Raw genomic sequence first — 18,569 nt, 5'->3', positions numbered from 1 at the left:
CCATTCGACATGTGACCGCATCGATGCCGACGAAACTTCGGCCATCCACGGTCCTACGCGACGAAGTGTGGGTGGAGCAAGACGCCGCCTCTATTCAAACGTAAGCCACGGAACTCCCTGAACCAGCCGGCCTCCATGCTCGCAGGGATCGCCGAGGCGGGCGACCTTCTTGCCATTGATCTTGACGATTGATGATCCGCCGGTGATGCCGGCCGTGGTCGGCACGCCTGTGCATATGCATCTATCATCCACTGTCGCGATTGGTACGCCTTCAACACAGACAAAGGACTGAGATGTCGAAGAAATCGGCCCGCCGATATGTGGTCGCGGACCGGGATCGACCATGGGGCAAACATGCATATGGCCTTTGAGAGCGACCGGACTGCTGACCATACTTGAACTCCTCGTCTTTGCACGGCGATGCCACGCTGGCAAATCTGCTTCGTGACGCAAGCTTTGGTAGCTGGCTTACTCAAGAACAAGGTAAGTCGACGTCAGCGTCCAATGATGCGTACTGCTTTCGGCGGGAAAGCAGCATTGTCCATTAATTGCAGTTCGTTCGCCTGGGCCAGAATCGCCATATGCGGCAGCGCTTCATAGACCGACAAATTTGCCAGAGCCCTGTTTCCGCCCAGCGCAAGGATCGGCTTAAATCCATAGATATGTCCTACGCCGAGCTTGCCGAGTTTCGAACGCGCTGGCTTGAAAAGCTTCTTAGCGTTGGTGTCATATTCGTCGAGGGTCGGATCGTCGAGCATCATCAACTGGCTCGTGACGGCAAGGTTGGGGTCGTATTTCTTGCCGTTGAGTAGTGCCGGGCATGATACCTGTCCCTTCACTAGATCGACAACTACGTCTTGATGAACTTCGTTCCATGCGATGATCGTTCCGAACGCGCCGAAGCCCAGAACATGTGTCTGCTCAGCATGAATATCAGGGTCGCCACTGAAGACCAGCTTCAGAATGCCGTTATATTGGCTAGGATCGCAGAACTGGAAATAGCCGTCGAGAACGGCACCTATGCCATTCTGTTGCCAGAACTCGATCATCGCCTCCGGAACCTTGCCCTGATAGTGGCCAAGATCAGGCCCAGCAATCCCATTTTCTGGGGAGCCGAAGTCCTGGACGATAGAATCGAGCCTTGCTTGATAGTTGTTCACGCGACCTCCAATCGAAAATAGACATAGGCGGAAAAGCCAGCGGCTATGGACTATGACATGGGAATATTGCCCGGGCCACCCTGCCCCTTGCCCGAGCCTCCCGATCCCTTGGATCCCGACTTGCCCGATTTCGACGATTTGCCATCCTCGCAGATCTTGAGGTCCACATTGGTAGCCTCGCCTTTGTCCTTGGCTTTCTGCGCATGATCATTGAGCTGTTGCAATCTGGTTTTGTCGGAATTGGGACCTACTTTGGACCACTGCGAACCGATCGACCGGTTCGTAGACCGCGGGCCCATGCCGCCGTTTTCCGTCGAAAGCCGTCCTGTACCACCGGCGGACAAATCCGGTGTGTGAATGACATCCATCGTCTTGATATCCTTCGTTGCCGCATTCCTTGCAGCTTTCGCCGTCGTGCTTGGATCCTGCTTCAAGATTTCTGCAGCTCTGTTCTTGATCCAGGCTTCCCGGGCGTTCGCCCGATCCATAGCATCGTTGGCGCCTCGGCCGATTTTCTCGTAAGTATCCATATTATTAAGGAGCGTGTCTGGTGGGATCTCGTTGATGGCGTCCTGCTGCTCCTTGAGCTGGCGCTTGAATTCCTCGATCTGATCGGGGGTCGATCCTTCCGGTGGATTGAAACAATCGATCTCTCCACAGTCCACGCAGGGCTCTGCAGCTTCCTGCTCCTTGGTTTGGGTCTCGGCAGCCTCGTTCGCGCCCTCCATATAACTTGCAATGGCCTCGGCCGCCGCTCGGCCCGCCATGCCCCCGACCCTCGATCCGATCGCACGACCGATCCACGCTCCAACCGGCCCACCAAAGACACCTCCGATGGCTCCGCCTAAAGCGCCGCCCGCGATTTGACCACCGATCTGGCCTACGGTTCCAGCCGCCACTGACGTCATGACGCGGCACCGTTGAGAGCGTTACCAAAACGTAGCGCATCGACCGTATGCCCGATCAATTCCTTGACCCGGGCATCCGGCGTTGCATCTTTCTCCTGGATGAAGCTTCTCACTTCCGGAAGATCGGCGGCCTTACCGTCGGACATCACCATCACATAAGCCCAACGCGCACGCCCGCGTTCGGTCCGAATCCCCAGTTCATCGGCAGTTCGCTCGCTGGCCAGCGTGGCACCCCACACGAAATCGTCGTCCACGCCCGAAAAATGCGGCGGCGTGTTCTTTTTGAGGAACCGCGCGATCCGCAGCCGCGAGGAATGAAGCATGGCTGCCTTCAACCTCTCCATCTGATCCGGTTCCAGCCGGAGCGGACCGATGGTCGCATCCGGCATGTTGTCGGCCTTACGCGCCCGCCGAACACCCCCATAATCCGGCCCATTGAAAACGACGCCATCTGCCGGCCCGAGAAAACGGGCGAACTGCGATCTTGTCAGGATCGGCAGCACCGCGCCGAGAACATTGGGATCCCAGTGGCGGAAGAGAACCCGCTCATAGCGCGGCTTTTCCGTCCCGCCCTGCTGTTCACCCCCCACGCCTTCGCGTGGAATCATGACCTCGTTCAGCGTCCGAAGATGCCGGTAGAGTGCATCTGACCCTGCAGGGCACGACCAATAGACCGCGCAGTTGTGATGCGTATCGAGCCATTCGACATGTGATCGCATCGATGCCGACAACACCTCGGCCATCCATGGTCCTGCACGACGAAAATCGAGAGGTACCCCCTCCAGGAACAGCGAGCGGCAAGATATTGCTTCGGACGCAAGTGCATCCGGCAGATCATCAAAGGCACCCCCGTCCAGCACCACGACGACAGGCCCGCTCATCTCATCGACGGCATGCCTTAGAATGCGAGCAGACTCGGCGATATCAGGCAGATCGATTACTGGGGTCGCTTCCATCATCACATCCTTACAAAGGGCGTGGACGACTTCGCCATCTGCCGCAGGCAAGACGGCTGCTGCCCGGGACCGCCTTTCTTGAAGTTGATCTGATTGCCTTCGATATCGATTTTCAGTGCATAGAGGCGGATGCCGGTCTTGTTGATTTCGATGTAGCCGCCGGGAGCGGAAAGGAAGATCTTGTCCTCCGCGAAGACTTCCCAGACTTTTGATTCGCCGCGGTATTTTTCACCCGCCACAAGGCCATAGAGCTTGCCGACATTGACGGTGATCTTCTCGCCGACGACCGTGCCTTGCGATTTTCCGATGTTGGTATTCTGTTCCTCGCCGATCGTGACGCTCTGTATCTTTCCGACCGCCAGGTTCTGCTGCTTGCCGACGTTGATCATCTCCGTCTGGCCGATATTGGTGACCTTGCTCACGCCAATCTGTTCGGCCTTCGCGACACCGACGCTGGTGGACTGAAAAGAGCCGACAATCGTGTTCATGATCCCTGGCAAGGGAAAGAGGCTGGACGCGTCCTCCCCGACACCGGTACCAGAGCTGGCAAGGGCCGTGCCCGCATCGGAGCGCGGGCTGGGGCCTGAGACAACGCCCTGCCGGCTGCCAAGACCGCCGATACTCAGGAAGCCCAGCGCCGAGGAAGCAAGTGTGCCGGCAAAAGCAGCAAGGCCAGGCCCGCCTCCTCCGGCGATCTGACCGGCCTGTGAAAGCAGGCCCGCCGTCTGGCCCGACATTCCCTGGACCGCTCCCATCAGCGCCATCGCCATCGGCCCCGTGCCGCCGACGACCGTATTCATCGAGCCGCCGACCTCGTGTTTCTGGTTGCCGCCCACTTCGACCGTGCGGTTGGCGCCGATCGCCGAGACTTCGTGGCGGTCGATACGTTTGGTGCGGTCGTTCAGCACCCGCGTGGTCTGGTCCTTCTGGGCATGGAAGAACATGTTCTCCTGGCCGGCCTCGTCTTCGAAGGTCATTTCGTTGAAGCCGGTGCCCTTATGGGTGTTGGAGCGCATGACCATGCGCGTCTTGTTGGCCGGCAGGTCGTAGGGGACCGTGTTGCTCGGATTCGGCACCACGCCTGTCACCAGCGGCCGGTCGGGGTCGCCGTCGACGAAGGCGACCATCACTTCCATGCCGATGCGCGGAATGACCTGCGCGCCCCAGGTGCCGCCGCCCCAGACCTGGCTGACGCGCACCCAGCAGGTGTCGGAGCCGTCCTTCTTGGCCTTGCGGTCCCAAGGGAACCACAGCTTGATGCGGCCGTACTGGTCGGGATGGATCTCCTCGCCGGAAGGGCCGGCGACGATCGCCACCTGCGTGCCTTCGATGCGCGGCCGCTTGGTCTCGCGGTGCGGCGTCATCGGCACCCGCGACGGCACGGCTTCGAAGGTGTTGGTATATTCCGGCTCGTTGCTGTTGGTCTCGTAGGAGCGGTCGACGACGGTATGGGTCGTCTTCACCACCACATGCTCCTCATAGACGTGGTCGGGGTGGGCGACCTCGTAGGGGGTGAAGCGGCGTCCCGCCTCGATGATGCGCGATGTGGAGCCGCCGAAGACCCGGTCATGATCGGCTTCGGAAGCCTGCATCCTCAGTTTTTCCGCCCGCTCCGCCTCGGCGACGGAGGAAATGCGCGCCGGATATTCGTAGAGCTCGCGCTTGGCCGCTTCCGGCATCTGCACCAGCGATGGTGTCATCGTGCCCGGCACCATGCGCGGCGTCTCGAAGTTCCAGTCGGCACCGGCCCGCTGCCCCGGCACATAGGAATAACGCCGGCTCCACTCGGTGATGTGGTTGCGGTCGGCCGAGCCCTGCGCAAGGCGGACCCGCCCCTCGCCCTGCGCCGAAGGCGACGGGCCGAGCCAGGATTGGGCGCTGTCGGCCACATGCAGCTTGTGTTTGCCTTCCTCGTGCGAGAACCAGTAGAACAGGCCATCCTCTTCAAAGCGGCGGGTGAGATAGGCGAGATCGGTTTCGTTCCACTGCACCGAATAATGCTGCGGCGGTGGTGGTGTGATCACGCCCGAGGTATCGGGCGCCGGGATGCCGTGTTCGGAAAACAGCGTCTCGACGATATCGACCGCGGTCTTGTCCATCCATATGCGGCAGTCGGAGCGGCGCGACAGCAGCCACATCTGCGGCCTGAGCACCATGGAATAGGATCTGAGGCCGCGGGTGATCGGCGGCCCCTCGTTGAGTTCGGTCACCAGGCCGTTGAACGGCCGGCGCACGCCGCCTTCGCCGTCGCCCTGCTGGACCTCGACCGAAACATCCATCAGCCGGCCGATCAGTTCCTCCGGCTTGACCGACGGCTTCTTGGCGCGGGCCGATAGCTTGATCTCGAACAGTGACGAAATCCCTTCCTCGATCGTCACCCGCTCCGGCAGAAGCTGGTCCTCGCCGAGCGGCGAGACGATCCTGAGGATTCGGCTCGCCTGGATGAAGTCCGCGGCGGACGACATGTCGTTCATCGATAGGGACCTCTCAGCCTGCGGCCGCAGCAGATGCTTCCGAGAAGCGTTTCAGAAAGCCGTCGACAAGGGTGCGCCGATCGAAATAGTGAAGAAGTTCCAGGCGGTTGTTATTGCCGTTGAAATAGGCGGCTGCCATCGGCCGCTCGTCGGCCTTCTGGATGAAGGTGACCGCCGGATTGCCGTAAAGCAGACGGGTCGGCGCCGGATCCTCGCCGTAGATGGGAAAGAAATTCAGCGTGACGGAGGCCTTCTGATGCTCAAGCGCCTTGGCGGTGAACATATTCTTCTTGCCAAGATAGCGGTGCATGACCGTCGTGCGGCCATTTGGACGGGTCGTCAGCTGCGTTCCGGATTCGAAGAATTCCGAAAGCAACTCCCGCGCCCCCGGCGAGCCCTGCAGCTTGCGGCCTTTGAAATAAACGTCTTCGCCGATGGCGAGGGTATAAACGCTGCGCATCACCTGAAGATGGCTGGTTCCTATCCCTTTGACGCCCTTGATCTTGAAGCTGGGCGCGACCATGCCGAAAACGCTTTCGTCGAATACTTCCTCGACGATGAGATGGTAGTTCGTCAGTTTCACATTATCGATGGCCAATCCGCCCATGGGAAAGACTTCCTTCAGCTCGCGACGAGGATGGAGTGAACGGGCGCCACGATCGGCGCCCGTTCCAGGCGGATATCAGGCGGCCTTGGTGGTCGCGAGATCGTAAGAAGCGATCATCGGCGACTGCGGCGAGTGCTTGTCGTCGTAAGGCGTGTACTTCACTTCCATCTTGGTGAAGTTCAGCTTGATCGTCTCGACCGGGCGGTCACCGTTGGAATCGATCGAGTAGCTGGCGATCAGCGTATTCTCGAGCGAATACTCGATATAGGTGTCGCCGGGATTGCCCGTGGTGACGAGATGGATGACGGAGCGCTTGCCGGTGCGGCCGGAGCAGGCCTCCTGGAAGAGCTTGGTCGACGACGAATCGCTGACCTTGGTGAGGATCACTTCCGAAACGGTCGGCTCGGAAGCTTCACGGTTGGCCGCCGAACCAGCGGAGGTGTTCATGTTGCGGGAAACGTTCCAGTGGATGGCTTCGATATCCATCCACTTGCGATGCTGCTCGTGGGTCGCATCACCCTGGATCCCGTCGATCTGAAGATAAATCGGCATGCTGTAAGCTCTCCTATTGGCGGTTGAGTGCCTAGTTGCGTCTAAGGCGTAGTTGCCTTTCTTCTCGCTGCTCCCCGAGTGCGCTTGCGGCTCGGGGTTACTTCATCCGACAACCGGTTTTCCCCCGGCGTGCCGAATTCCTGCGGGGCGGCCTGCTCGGCATCGAGGCCGAAGCGATGGCCGTCATAATTGATGGCGATCCCTTGGATCTTTTTCCCGGCCGCAACGGCATCGAGGAAAAACGTCGATAGAATGGGCAGGAGGTCGCGCGCGATCATCACCTCGATCGCGCGAGCGCCCATCTCGCTCATGCGGGCGCGCGAAATCAGCGCTTGCCGTGCCTCCGCCGATAGTGACAGCGCCGTGCCGTAGCTCGTACCCACCCGCTCGCGGATGCGGCCGATCTGGATGTCGACGATGCCCGACAGCGTCTCGGGCCCGAGCGGCATGAAGGGCAGCACCGTCGTGCGGCCGAGGAAGGCCGGCTTGAAATGCTTCTGCAATTCCGGCAGCAGCAGCGCTTCCAGCGCTTCCGCCTCCGGCATCGTCTCGGGATCGGCGGCAAGTGCGGCGATCATTTCCGAACCGGTGTTGGCGGTCATGACGATCGTGGTGTTCTTGAAATCGATGTCGCGGCCTTCGCCGTCACGCAGCGTTCCCTTGTCGAACACCTGATAGAAAATTTCCTGAACGCCGGGATGGGCCTTGTCGATCTCGTCGAGCAGCAGCACGCCGTAGGGTCTGCGCAGCACCGCCTCGGTCAGCACACCGCCTTCGCCATAACCGACATAGCCGGGCGGCGAGCCGAGGAGCATGGAAATCTTATGCTCCTCCTTGAACTCGGACATATTGATGGTCGTCAGATAGCGGCTGCCGCCATAGAGCATGTCGGCCAGCGACAGCGCCGTTTCGGTCTTGCCGGTGCCGGACATGCCGACGAGCAGAAAGACGGCCGGCGGCCGGCGCGGATCGGAAAGTCCGGCGCGCGAGGCCCGCATGGCCGAAGCAATGCGTTCGATCGCCGCGTCCTGGCCGAGCACCTTCTCCTTCAGGCGCGCGTCGAGCGTCTTGACGGTTTCGATCTGGTCCGCCAGCAGCTTGCCGACAGGAATTCCGGTCCAGCGGGCCACGATGGCGGCAACGACTTCCTTGTCGACAACGCGCGGCAGCAGGGCCGTTTGATCGGCCACTGCCGCGAGTGTCCGTTCCGTCACGGCAAAGGCGGCGCGCGCGGCTTCCGCGGTCATGGCCTGCGGCGGGAAAGGCGCGACATTCGTGCCGTCGCCGGCACTGTCCGCCGGCGCCAACGGGACGATGGCGTCGTCCGGCGAGAAGAACTCCTCCAGCCGGTCGGCCTCGCGGACGAGCCGGTTTTCTTCCTCGAATTGCGACCGGAGCGCTTCGATCTGCGCAACGATCTCTTGCTGCTTGCCGGCGATTTCGCCAAGCCGGGCGGCCTTTTCCGGTGTCTCGGGTTCTCGCGCAAGCCAGTTCGCCTCGGTTTCCAGGAGATCGCGCTCGTCGGTAAGCTGTTTCAAAGCCTCCGGCCTAGTCTGCCGGGCCAGCGCCACGGCGGCGGCAGCCGTGTCGATCAGGCTGATCGCCTTGTCAGGAAGCTGCCGGTCCGGCAGGTATCGTGCCGAAAGGCGGACGGCGGCGACGATCGCCTCGTCGCGGATGCGCACCTTGTGATGGATTTTCAGGCTCTGCGCCACGCCGCGCAGCATCCGGATTGCGGCCTCTTCGTCCGGCTCGCGGACATGCACGGTCTGGAAGCGGCGGGTAAGGGCAGCATCCTTCTCGATGAAGCGCTTGTATTCGCTCCATGTCGTTGCCGCGATCGTCCTGAGTTCTCCCCGCGCCAAAGCCGGCTTCAGGATATTGGCGGCATCGCCTTGCCCTGCCTGTCCGCCGGCGCCGATCAGCCCGTGCGCCTCGTCGATGAACAGAATGATCGGCTCCGGCGATGTCTTTACCGCGTCGACCACGCCGTGCAGGCGCCGTTCGAACTCGCCTTTGACGCCGGCACCGGCCTGCAGCAGGCTGAGGTCCAGCAGCAGCAGCTTCACATCCTTCAGCCGGGCCGGGACATTGCCGGCGGCGATCTCCAATGCCAGCGCTTCCGCCACCGCGGTCTTGCCGACACCCGCCTCGCCGACGAGGATCGGATTGTTCTGCCGACGGCGCGTCAGAATATCGATCAGCTGCCGCAACTCACCGTCGCGGCCGATGACGGGATCGATGCGGCCCGCGCGGGCGTCGGCCGTCATGTCGTGGGTGTAGAGCCGCAAAAATTCATTGCCCGCCGATGTCGCGGCCGGCACAGAAAGCTGGTCCGACGGGCCAGGGGCCGCCTTCTCCAGCAATTTGTCGAGCATTGCCCGGTCGAGATTGCGGATCGAGGGGGCGATGCCGCGCACAACCACCCGTAATGCCGAATCGCCGGTCAGGGCGGCGAGCAGGTCGGCCAGCAGCACGACATTACGGCCGCACTGCAGCGATGCAACCAGGAATGATTCCCGGCCAAGGGCGAGCAGGTTGGGGGAGAGCGCCAGCGCCGCGCCGGCCTCCCGCGAAATGTCGGCGATCGCCGCGTCGAGCTCCGTTCTCAGCATTTCCGAGGAGAGCTTGAGCTCTTCGAAAACGGCGGAAAACGCCGCAATATCAAGAAGGGAGCGAAGCCAATGCGCGACATCCACGACGGCGTGCTGATGGCGCACAGCGAGCGAAGCCGCTGTCTCAAGACCGACACGTAAATTGGGCTCAAGCGTTCTTATCAGACGATTGAGATCGATATTCGACATCCGCAAGTCCCGTTTATTCGACGAAATTCAGTGCGTCCTCTTGATGCGAAGCAACAACTAGGGCGCTCATAAACCCTTGTCCAGAAGAAAAACGACTCTATTTTCCAAAATGAGCATATCTTGAAGTTGTCATAAATCCGTCATCACCTGGAGATGGTTGACAACCCAATACAAGCCGCACAAAATGCCGATCCGCCGCGGTATTTTTAGATTTTTGAGGTATTTAACAGCGTGAATGTCCGAGAAATCATAGATCCACTTGAACAAAATTATCCGTGCGGAGAAAACGTGCGGACTAATACTGCGTCACGTGAAATATACTATAGAATTAAAGATGCCAGAAACGCCGCACGTACAGCCGAACGTAGTATTTCACCAGGAGACGTTATTACGCTTGCACCCGCTTGGCACGATGTTAGCAATCTTGGATTGCAAATCCTTTCTTCCCGGAGCAAAGACATAGAAGTATTGGCCTGGCTTGCCGAAGCGCAGCTGCGGCTGCGCGGCTTCTCAGGATTGCGCGACGTCTACGTTGCAACCGCGTCGCTTTTAGACAAGTATTTCGACACTTTGCACTCGATCGGAGACGGCGATTTCGAGGAGCGGTTCGCTCCTTTTGCGGGTCTTAACGGCGTCGGCGGCGAAGGCACGCTTATCCAGGCTATTCGTTTGACTTCATTGATCCCGGACGGAAAATTCGCCCAGTTTTCGCTCTGGGATTTCCAGCTTTCGCAGCGGCCGAACGAAGCCGAGCGGCGCAAGGACTTGCAGCAGGCGGCGGCAGAAGCCGGTGTCGCTCAGATGTCAGCCCATCTCAGCGTGGTGACCGAGTGCATCGCCGCTTTCGACCGCATGATCGAAATACTTGACATGCACTGCGGGGATCAGGCGCCACCCAGTTCGAATACACGCAATGCTTTGCAGGAAGCAGCATCTGCAATTCGGATGCTCGCCGGCATCGAGGCTCCCTCGGTCATATCCGAAACCCCTGCCGCGCAAGGCTCCGAGCCGCTGCCGGCAACCGATCTCGGTGAGGCCGAGGCCGTCCGCATGCAGCCCGTCGGCGCCGAGATGATTCGTTCACGCGAAGAGGCCTTCGAACTGCTCGCTGCCGTTGCGCGCTATTTCCGTCGTACCGAACCCCATTCACCGATCTCCATGTCGATCGAGACGCTGGTGCGCCGCGGCCGCATGGATTTTTCCGAGCTTCTTGCCGAACTCCTGCCTGAGCAGCACACGCGCAATGCAGTGCTGACGGCGGCCGGCATACAGCCCGTAACCGACAGGGGGAGCTAGCGGCCTGAGGTCGGGCCCTGCCCGGCCGCAATCTGGAGCATCCGCAATTCGCAATCCGCCGATGAGACGAAGGAGAGCCTCGATGGCAAGTGTACATGAGAAACTGGAACGGGTTCGCAAGCCGCGGGTCCATATCAAATATGAAGTGGAAACCGAAGGCGCGATGGTGGTGAAGGAGCTGCCTTTCGTCGTCGGCGTGCTCGGCGACTTCTCCGGCAATCCGACACAACCGCTCAAGGCTTTCGGCGAGCGCAAGTTCGTGCAGGTCGACCGCGACAATTTCGACGACGTCATGCGCCGCATGACGCCGGGCCTGACGCTCTCGGTCGAGAACACCCTGGAAAAGGACGGAACCGAGCTTCCGGTTTCGCTGAAATTCGAAAGCATGGCCGATTTCGAGCCCGGCGCAGTCGTCGATCAGGTGCCGGCGCTGAAGGCACTGCTCAACGCCCGCAACCAGCTGCGCGATCTGATGAGCAAGGCGGACCGCTCCGAGGAGCTCGAGCGTCTGCTCGAGGATATCTTGCAGAACAAGGCCGATCTCTCGCAGCTGGTGGCCCAGCTTGGCGGAGACAAAGCCGAAGACGCGAAGGACGTGTTGAACTGAGTGCCCGGGATCGCGGACCGATAGCGGCCCGCGCGCTCAATTCCTGAAGAGTCGTTGTCCGGCAGCGGCCCCTTTTGAAGGGAACCCCTCACACCCCGAGGGCCGCCGCTTTCGCAAAAAAGGATCGATAGATGACCGCCGAAACGCAATTGCAGACAAAGGAAGAAGTAGGCTTCACACCTGATGAGAACCTGCTCTCGAAGGTGGTTGCGGCAACCCGCCAGACCGAGCCCGACCGTGCGCAGGACCTTCTGCGCACGCTCACCGATCAAGCCCTGAAGGGCACCGTCACCTATGATCGGAACCTGACGATCACCTTGAACAACGCTATTGCCGAGATCGACAAGGCGATATCAAGCCAGCTCGCGGCAATCATGCAGTCGCCGGAGTTCACCAAGCTCGAAGGAGCCTGGCGCGGCTTGAACTATCTCGTCAAGAATTCAGAGACCAGCGCCAATCTGAAGATCCGCGTGCTCAATGCATCCAAGCGCGATGTCGCCAAGGATCTGGCAAAGGCCGTCGAATTCGACCAGTCCAGGCTTTTCAAATCGGTCTATGAAGACGAATTCGGCACGCCGGGCGGCGAACCGATGGGCGCGCTGATCGGCGATTACGAATTCGACAATTCCTTCGACGACGTCCAGCTTCTGCAGGGTGTCTCGATGATCGCCGCAGCCGCCTTCGCGCCGTTCATCTCGGCGGCAAGCCCGCGCATGTTCGGCTTCGAGGATTTCCGCGAGCTGGCAAAGCCCCGCGATCTCGAAAAGATTTTCGAGACGGTCGAATATGCCAAGTGGCGGAGCCTGCGCGAAAGCGATGATTCCCGCTTCGTGACGCTCGCCATGCCGCGTGTGCTCGCCCGCATGCCCTACGGTCCGAAGACCAGCCCGATCGAAGAATTCAACTTCGACGAAACCGGCGGCTCCAAGACCGGCGAGCTGCCGCACGGCTCCTACTGCTGGATGAACGCGGCCTATGTGATGGGCACGCGCCTGACCGAAGCCTTCGCCAAGAACGGCTGGTGCACCGCGATCCGCGGCGCGGAAAACGGCGGCAAGGTCGAAGGCCTGCCGATGCACATCTTCTCCAGCGACGACGGCGACCTCGACCTGAAATGCCCGACGGAAGTCGGCATTACCGATCGACGCGACGCCGAACTCGGCAAGCTTGGCTTCCTGCCGCTCTGCCACTACAAGAATACCGACTATGCGGTGTTCTTCGGGGCACAGACGGCGCACAAGCCGAAGCTCTACGACCGGCCCGAAGCCACTGCCAATGCGGCCGTTTCAGCCCGTCTGCCCTATATGATGGCGACCTCGCGCTTCGCCCATTATCTCAAGGTCATGGGCCGCGACAAGATCGGTTCCTTCATGGAGGCGGAAGATTGCGAGGCCTGGCTCAATCGCTGGATCTCCAACTATGTCAACGCCAATGACGATGCCGGCGAGGAATCGCGGGCGAAATATCCGCTGCGCGAGGCGAAGGTCACTGTCCAGGAAATTCCCGGCAGGCCGGGCGCCTACAACGCCGTGGCCTGGATGCGTCCGTGGCTGCAGATGGAGGAATTGACCACCTCGCTGCGCATGGTCGCGCGGATTCCTTCGAAGAACTGATGAAATCAGGCTCCGGCGCGGCTGAAACCGCCGCGCCAAGCTCTTCCGAAACATGTGGTCAGGTCGACGATGGGTTCCAGCACTGAATGGCGGCGCCGGGCGGATCAGCTGATTACGCTGATCGACGAGGCGCTGAACAGGCAAGTCAATGCCATCCTCCACCATCCCGATTTTCAGGCGATGGAGGCGAGATGGCGTGGGCTTGCCATGCTCGTGCGCGAGGCAAGCCGCAGCGGCGAGGTGAAGGTCAAGCTTCTCAGCGTCAGCTGGCGTGAGCTCGCGCGCAGCATGGAGCGTGCCAGCGATTTCGACCAGAGCCACCTCTTCGAACTGATCTACAGCCGCGAATTCGGCATGCCGGGCGGCGAACCCTACGGGCTGCTGGTCGGAGACTATCATCTTTCTCCGCGCGATCCCGCCGACGGCGATTCAGTCAGCACGCTGTCGCAGATCGGCATGGTGGCGGCCGCCGCCTTCTGCCCCTTCGTCGCGGGTGCCGCGCCGCTGTCGATCGGGCTTGAGGATTTTCACGAAATGAACCGGGTCAACGACTTTTCCTGGCTAGCCACCGAGGCGGACCGTATCCGCTGGAACGGTCTTCGCGCCCGCGAGGATTCACGTTTCCTCGGGCTCGTCGCGCCGCGCATCCTGATGCGCCCGCCGCTTGCGCCGCATGCGCGCGATCGCAATGACGCCTTTCCCTTCCGCGAAAGCATTGCCGCCGACGGCAGTTCGCTGCTCTGGGGCAACGCCGCTTTCGCCTTTGCGACCGTCGTCATCCGCAATTTCATCGCGTCCGGCTGGTTTGCGGAGATCCGCGGCGTCACGCAGGATGCGGTCGATGGCGGCCTGCTGGGTGCTAGCGAATTGCCGCCTTATGACTTCGGCACGGAGAGCAACGGATTATCAGCCCAGGCGCCGGTCGAAATTCAGCTGACCAGCAGCCAGGAGCAGCAGTTCTGCGATCTCGGCATCATCCCGGCCGCGACCACCTATCTCTCCTCTGCGGCGATCTTCAATTCCAATCAGTCGCTGCATGCACCGCCGCATTATTCCAATGAGCATGCACGCCAGAACGCCCGCCTCGCCGCCATGCTGCAATATGTGCTCTGCGCCTCGCGCTTCGCGCATTATCTCAAGGTCATCATGCGCGACGAAATCGGCCAGCTCTCCGATGCGATCTCGATCGAGCGCAAGCTCATGGACTGGCTGAGCGCCTATACGCTCGGCAATGACGACGCCGACATTGCGCTGCGCACCCGCTTTCCGCTGCGCTCGGCCGGCATCGGCGTCGCCGAAATCCCGGGAAAGCCCGGCAGCTTCTCCTGTACGGTCCGGCTGCAGCCGCATTTCCAGCTCGATGACGTTGCCACGAGCTTCCATCTCATCGCCGAGACCGCAACCACGGGCCAGATCCTGAGCCGCCCGGTTGCCATACCCGAGAGGATGTCCGCATGACGCTTTCCGCCAGCATCGCCCAATCGCTCAGCGACAACGCCCTCGAGGACGCGCTCGAGGAGGTCAAGGCGCATCTGAAGGCCAAGCCCTCCGATCAGGAGGCGCGGCATCTCTATATCGATCTTCTCGTCCTTGCCGGGGAATATGAGCGGGCGGACAATCAATGCAGCCTTGCCGCGACCCTCTCGCCCGACGCGACGATGGGCTTTGCCCTGCTGCGCAACGAACTTCGGGCGATGGCGGCACGCGACGCGTGGTTCGAAAGCGCTGCGCTGCCGGAATTTCCGCAAGGGCCGAGCGAACTCGACAGGCTCGCCGTCCGCCTCGGCATCGCCCATCGTGATGGCGATGCGGAGGCGACGAAAACGGCGCTCGCTGCGCTCGAAGACCTCAGGGGCGAGCGCCAGCTGATCTGGAACGGCAAGGCGGTCTCCGATTTCCGCGACCTCGACGACCGCACGCCGCACGCTCTCGAAGTCATCATGACCGGCGGCGGTTATCTCTGGATCGACTTCGCCAAGATATCAGCCCTGTCGATCGAGCCGATTGCCCGGCCGCGAGATCTCGCCTTCCGTCGCGCCGAATTGACGCTGATCGACGGCGCCGCTGCATCGGTGCTTCTGCCGGCGGTTTATCATGGCACCGGCAAGGATGCGGCGCTGAGGCTCGGACGCGAAACCGAATGGGTCGAGGAAGCGAGCGGCATCACCACCGGCCGCGGCCAGCGCTGTTTCCTCGCCGGCGACGAACTCGTCTCCTTCCACGACACCCAAAGTGTGGAGATCGTGCCGGCAAGCTCTGCCGGCAGGCAGGTCGCGCATGGCTGATCCGCTCGAACGCTACCGGCTGCGCGACCGCGTCCTGTCCCGCTCGATCCTCGACAGGCTGATCGACGAGGCCCCGGATCGCGCCGCCGATCCGCCGATGAGCTTCGTCGACCAGGTCCGCGAGGTCAGGGAGGCGATCCGCCGCGATCTCGAAGCGCTGCTCAATACGCGGCGATGCCCGACGACGCCACCGACGGGCCTTTCCGAATTGCGGGACGCGCTGGTGAGCTACGGCGTCGACGGCATCGTCTCAGCAAATCTGATGACCGACCAGGCCAAGCTCAAGCTGGCGGAAGCGATCGAGCGGCGGGTTGCGCTGTTCGAGACGCGGCTTGCCGATATCAGGGTGACGATCCTGAAAAGCCGGACGATGACCGAACGGGCGCTGCGCATGCGCATCCAGGCGACCTTCCGCCTGCATGAGGGCATGCCGCCGATCAGCTTCGAATCGACCATCGATCCGTCGACCCAGCGTGTCCTCGTGGAGGCGGCGCATGGCTGAAGGTTTCCTGCACCGCTACAATGAGGAATTGCTGGCGCTGCGCCGCCGGGCCGCGCGCTTTGCCGACGCTTTCCCCAAGATCGCCGGACGCCTGCGCATGACCGGCGACGTCGCGGACGACCCGCATGTGGAACGCCTGATCCAGAGTTTCGCCTATTCGGCCGCGCGCGTGCGTCAGAAGCTCGACGACGAATTTCCCGAACTGACCGACGGCCTGCTTGAAACGCTCTATCCGCATTATCTCGCACCCCTGCCCTCGATGAGCATCGTCAAGTTCCGCCCAGGCGACACCCTCGCCTCGGTCCAGACCGTGCCCCGCCACACGGAGGTGCTCGCCGAGCCGGTGAGAGGCGAAGCCTGCCGCTTCCGCACCACGCAGGACGTCGAGATGGCGCCGATCGAGATCGCCAGTGCTGCGCTTTCCGGCCAGCCGATCAATGCGCCGGTTTCGGCCTATGCCGGCGTTGCCGGCTGCCTCAGGCTCTCCATTCGCAGCCTCGACGCCCGCAAGCCCTTCGGCAGCCTCGGCGTCAGCCGGCTGCGCCTGCACATTCCCTCTGCCTGGCAGCAGGCCGTGGCGATCTACGAACTGCTTGCCAACCACACGCTCGGCATCGCGCTTGCCAAACATACAGACGACCGTTCGCCGATCTTCCTGCCGGCAAGCAACCTGAAACCCGTCGGCTTCGAGCCGGAAGAGGCCATGCTGCCTTATCCGGCGCCGAGCTTCATCGGCTACCGGCTGCTCACCGAATTTTTCGCTCTGCCCAGGAAATTCCTGTTTCTCGATATCGAAGGGCTCGACGCCTGGCGAGGGGAAACGCTGGAACTCTTCGTCTACCTCGGGGAAAGCGACGCCAAACTCGAGCGGGCGGTTTCGGCCCGCGACTTCGCGCTCAACGCCACGCCCGTCGTCAACCTGTTTCGCCAGGTCTGCGAGCCGATCGCCGTCGACGGCACCCGCACGGAATACCGTCTGCTGCCGGATGCGCGCCGTCAGAAGACCCGCGAGATTTACTCGATCGACCGCGTACTGCTGACCGGATCGCGCGGCCAGGAGGAATTCTGCCAGCCCTTCTTCGGACGATCGCAACGCGCAGGCGCGAGCGCGACCTACTGGCAGGCCTCTCGCCGTTTCGACGAAGACGACAGGACCAGCGATATGGACATCGCCTTCGTCGATCGGCAGCGCCGGCCGGCCGGTCCGGTCGATACGGTGGCGAGCGTCGATACGCTCTGCCTCAACCGCGACCTGCCGGAACAGCTTCCCTTCGGCGGCGGCCACCCCTTGCTGCAGCTCGCCTCCGGCCATGAGGCGGTGGCGGGCGTCGAGGCGCTGATCCCCCCGACACCGTCGGTCAGAATGAACGATCAGGACGGGCGGAACTGGCGGCTGATGTCGCATCTCCTCCTCAACCATCTGTCGCTGTTCGACAATGAGGGGGCCGCATTGAAGGACATCCTGTCGCTCTATGCTTTCCGCGACAGTCCCGAGACCAAGCAGTTCGCCGATGCACTGGTCAGGATCAAGGCCGCCAGTTCGACCGCCCGTCTCGGCAGCGGCGGCATGGTGCCCGGTACCGAGATCGCGCTGGAATTCGATCCGGCCGCGATCGACCGGCCTTCGGCCTTCCTGTTCGGCAGCGTGCTCGACCGTTTCTTCAGCCTCTACACCTCGGTCAACAGCTTTACCCGGCTCACTGTCGGCATGAAGGGACAGTCGAGGCCGATCGCCCGCTGGCCGGCGCGCGCCGCCGAACGCCCGCTTCTCTGAGAAAGGAACGCCAGCCGATCATGGACATGCAAGCCGCCAGCAAGCCAGACGCGCTTACCGACCTACTCGAACGCGACCCCGGCCGCTTCGAGCCGGTGACGGCGTTTCGCGTCGCGCAGGCGTCGGTCGGCGAAGGACGGCTAGACGTCGCCTCCCATGTCGGCGTCTCGCCGGCGCCGCTTGCGGTCAGCGGCTACAAGCGCAAGGCCGGCCGCGCCACCGTGCGCAGCGCACTTGCCGGCCTCGTCGGAGCGCTCGGCTCCATGCCATCGGCCTATAATGAACTCATCATGCGCGAGGAGCGCAACCGATCGCGGGGGTTGGCGAGCTTTTTCGATCTGTTCGGCGCGCGCATGGCGGAGCTCTTCGCCGACGCCTGCGAGAAATACCGGATTGCGAGGCGCCTGCGCTGGGGCGGCGCTTGGGCAAGCAATGCCTTCGTCACCACGCTGCTGTCGCTGACCGGCTTCGGCACCAAGCGGCTGGTCGAACAGAGCGGCGTCGACGAGGAGTTGATCCTGCGCTTTTCCGGCTTCTTCGCGGCGCGCAACCGCAACACCGTCAACCTCCGCGCCATGCTTGCCGAATTCAGCGGCCTGCCGGTCGAGATCGAATTATTCCGCGGCCGCTGGCTGAGCATTCCGCCGGAAGAGCGCAGCCGGATGGGCCAGCCGCAGGGCGTGCAGCTCGGGGTCAATGCCACGGCCGGTGCAGCCATCCACGATTTCAGCGGCGGCTTTCGCGTCGTCATCGGCCCGCTCGGTTACGCCGATTATTTCACGCTTGCGCCGGGCGGACGGGCCATCACCGAACTCTTCGCCCTGACCCGACTCTATGTCGGCTCGGCGCTCGAGTTCGACATACAGGTCGTGCTGAAGAAGGAGGACGTTCCCTTCTGCCGGCTCGGCCAGGCAGGGGATCTGCCACGTCTCGGCTGGAACAGCTGGGCGAGGGTCGCACCGGCGGCAAAGGACAGCGGCGATGCGGTCATCGTCGAACGCCTGTCGGCCGAGATGCGGTGAGGAGATGAG

General features: G+C 62.0%; 16 protein-coding genes. 8 read left to right on the top strand and 8 right to left on the bottom strand.

Translation table 11 applies throughout. The features are described 5' to 3' along the window. Positions 1-90 precede the first annotated feature (90 nt). The 8 genes from FHX03_RS15225 to tssH all read right to left on the bottom strand — a co-directional run bounded on the left by FHX03_RS15225 (position 91) and on the right by tssH (position 9,461). The gene (locus FHX03_RS15225) at positions 91-393 is read right to left on the bottom strand and encodes a PAAR domain-containing protein (protein WP_183781393.1); all 303 of its coding nucleotides are present in this window, start codon (positions 391-393) and stop codon (positions 91-93) included. A gap of 101 nt (positions 394-494) precedes the next feature. Beyond that, entirely contained in the window at positions 495-1,160 is a 666-nt protein-coding gene (locus FHX03_RS15220; RefSeq protein WP_183854369.1) for a GAD-like domain-containing protein, read from the bottom strand. A gap of 50 nt (positions 1,161-1,210) precedes the next feature. Continuing rightward, positions 1,211-2,068: a polymorphic toxin type 15 domain-containing protein gene (locus FHX03_RS15215; RefSeq protein ID WP_183854368.1), complete on the bottom strand. Its 858-nt coding sequence runs from the start codon at positions 2,066-2,068 to the stop codon at positions 1,211-1,213. After that, positions 2,065-3,024: a DUF4123 domain-containing protein gene (locus tag FHX03_RS15210; protein ID WP_246699243.1), complete on the bottom strand. Its 960-nt coding sequence runs from the start codon at positions 3,022-3,024 to the stop codon at positions 2,065-2,067. The genes FHX03_RS15215 and FHX03_RS15210 overlap by 4 nt, the downstream gene beginning before the upstream one ends. 2 nt (positions 3,025-3,026) lie before the next feature. Then, a complete protein-coding gene (gene tssI / locus FHX03_RS15205; RefSeq protein WP_183781407.1) occupies positions 3,027-5,498 on the bottom strand; it encodes a type VI secretion system tip protein TssI/VgrG in 2,472 nt (823 codons plus the stop codon). A 13-nt stretch (positions 5,499-5,511) separates the two neighbouring features. Beyond that, positions 5,512-6,105, bottom strand: coding sequence for a hypothetical protein (locus FHX03_RS15200; RefSeq protein ID WP_183854366.1), 594 nt, complete (start codon positions 6,103-6,105; stop codon positions 5,512-5,514). A 75-nt stretch (positions 6,106-6,180) separates the two neighbouring features. Further along, the gene (locus FHX03_RS15195; RefSeq protein ID WP_009990920.1) at positions 6,181-6,657 is read right to left on the bottom strand and encodes an Hcp family type VI secretion system effector; all 477 of its coding nucleotides are present in this window, start codon (positions 6,655-6,657) and stop codon (positions 6,181-6,183) included. A gap of 41 nt (positions 6,658-6,698) precedes the next feature. Continuing rightward, on the bottom strand, positions 6,699-9,461 hold the full coding sequence (gene tssH, locus FHX03_RS15190; RefSeq protein WP_183854365.1) for a type VI secretion system ATPase TssH: 2,763 nt from the start codon (positions 9,459-9,461) through the stop codon (positions 6,699-6,701). 231 nt (positions 9,462-9,692) lie between these two features. On the opposite strand from tssH, the gene tssA reads away from it, so the two are divergent. The 8 genes from tssA (at position 9,693) to tssG (ending at position 18,560) form a co-directional block, all read left to right on the top strand. Further along, positions 9,693-10,757: a type VI secretion system protein TssA gene (gene tssA / locus FHX03_RS15185; protein WP_183854363.1), complete on the top strand. Its 1,065-nt coding sequence runs from the start codon at positions 9,693-9,695 to the stop codon at positions 10,755-10,757. An 82-nt stretch (positions 10,758-10,839) separates the two neighbouring features. Continuing rightward, positions 10,840-11,364, top strand: coding sequence for a type VI secretion system contractile sheath small subunit (gene tssB, locus FHX03_RS15180; protein ID WP_183854361.1), 525 nt, complete (start codon positions 10,840-10,842; stop codon positions 11,362-11,364). 131 nt (positions 11,365-11,495) lie between these two features. Next, entirely contained in the window at positions 11,496-12,977 is a 1,482-nt protein-coding gene (tssC, locus tag FHX03_RS15175) for a type VI secretion system contractile sheath large subunit (protein ID WP_183781428.1), read from the top strand. A gap of 21 nt (positions 12,978-12,998) precedes the next feature. After that, positions 12,999-14,435 (top strand): type VI secretion system contractile sheath large subunit, encoded by a 1,437-nt coding sequence (gene tssC / locus FHX03_RS15170; RefSeq protein WP_281413122.1) that lies wholly within the window; start codon positions 12,999-13,001, stop codon positions 14,433-14,435. Further along, positions 14,432-15,262, top strand: coding sequence for a type VI secretion system accessory protein TagJ (locus FHX03_RS15165; RefSeq protein ID WP_183854358.1), 831 nt, complete (start codon positions 14,432-14,434; stop codon positions 15,260-15,262). Before tssC (FHX03_RS15170) ends, FHX03_RS15165 begins: the two co-directional genes overlap by 4 nt. Continuing rightward, entirely contained in the window at positions 15,255-15,764 is a 510-nt protein-coding gene (gene tssE, locus FHX03_RS15160; protein ID WP_183854356.1) for a type VI secretion system baseplate subunit TssE, read from the top strand. Before FHX03_RS15165 ends, tssE begins: the two co-directional genes overlap by 8 nt. Next, positions 15,757-17,538 (top strand): type VI secretion system baseplate subunit TssF, encoded by a 1,782-nt coding sequence (gene tssF, locus FHX03_RS15155; RefSeq protein WP_183854354.1) that lies wholly within the window; start codon positions 15,757-15,759, stop codon positions 17,536-17,538. Before tssE ends, tssF begins: the two co-directional genes overlap by 8 nt. 20 nt (positions 17,539-17,558) lie before the next feature. Continuing rightward, a complete protein-coding gene (gene tssG, locus FHX03_RS15150) occupies positions 17,559-18,560 on the top strand; it encodes a type VI secretion system baseplate subunit TssG (protein WP_183854352.1) in 1,002 nt (333 codons plus the stop codon). Positions 18,561-18,569 lie beyond the last annotated feature (9 nt).

This window comes from Rhizobium sp. BK456, from assembly GCF_014194045.1.
GTDB classification, from domain to species: Bacteria; Pseudomonadota; Alphaproteobacteria; order Rhizobiales; family Rhizobiaceae; genus Rhizobium; species Rhizobium redzepovicii.
Note: the sequence above shows the minus strand (reverse complement) of the source record. Positions and strands in the feature narration are given on the sequence as shown.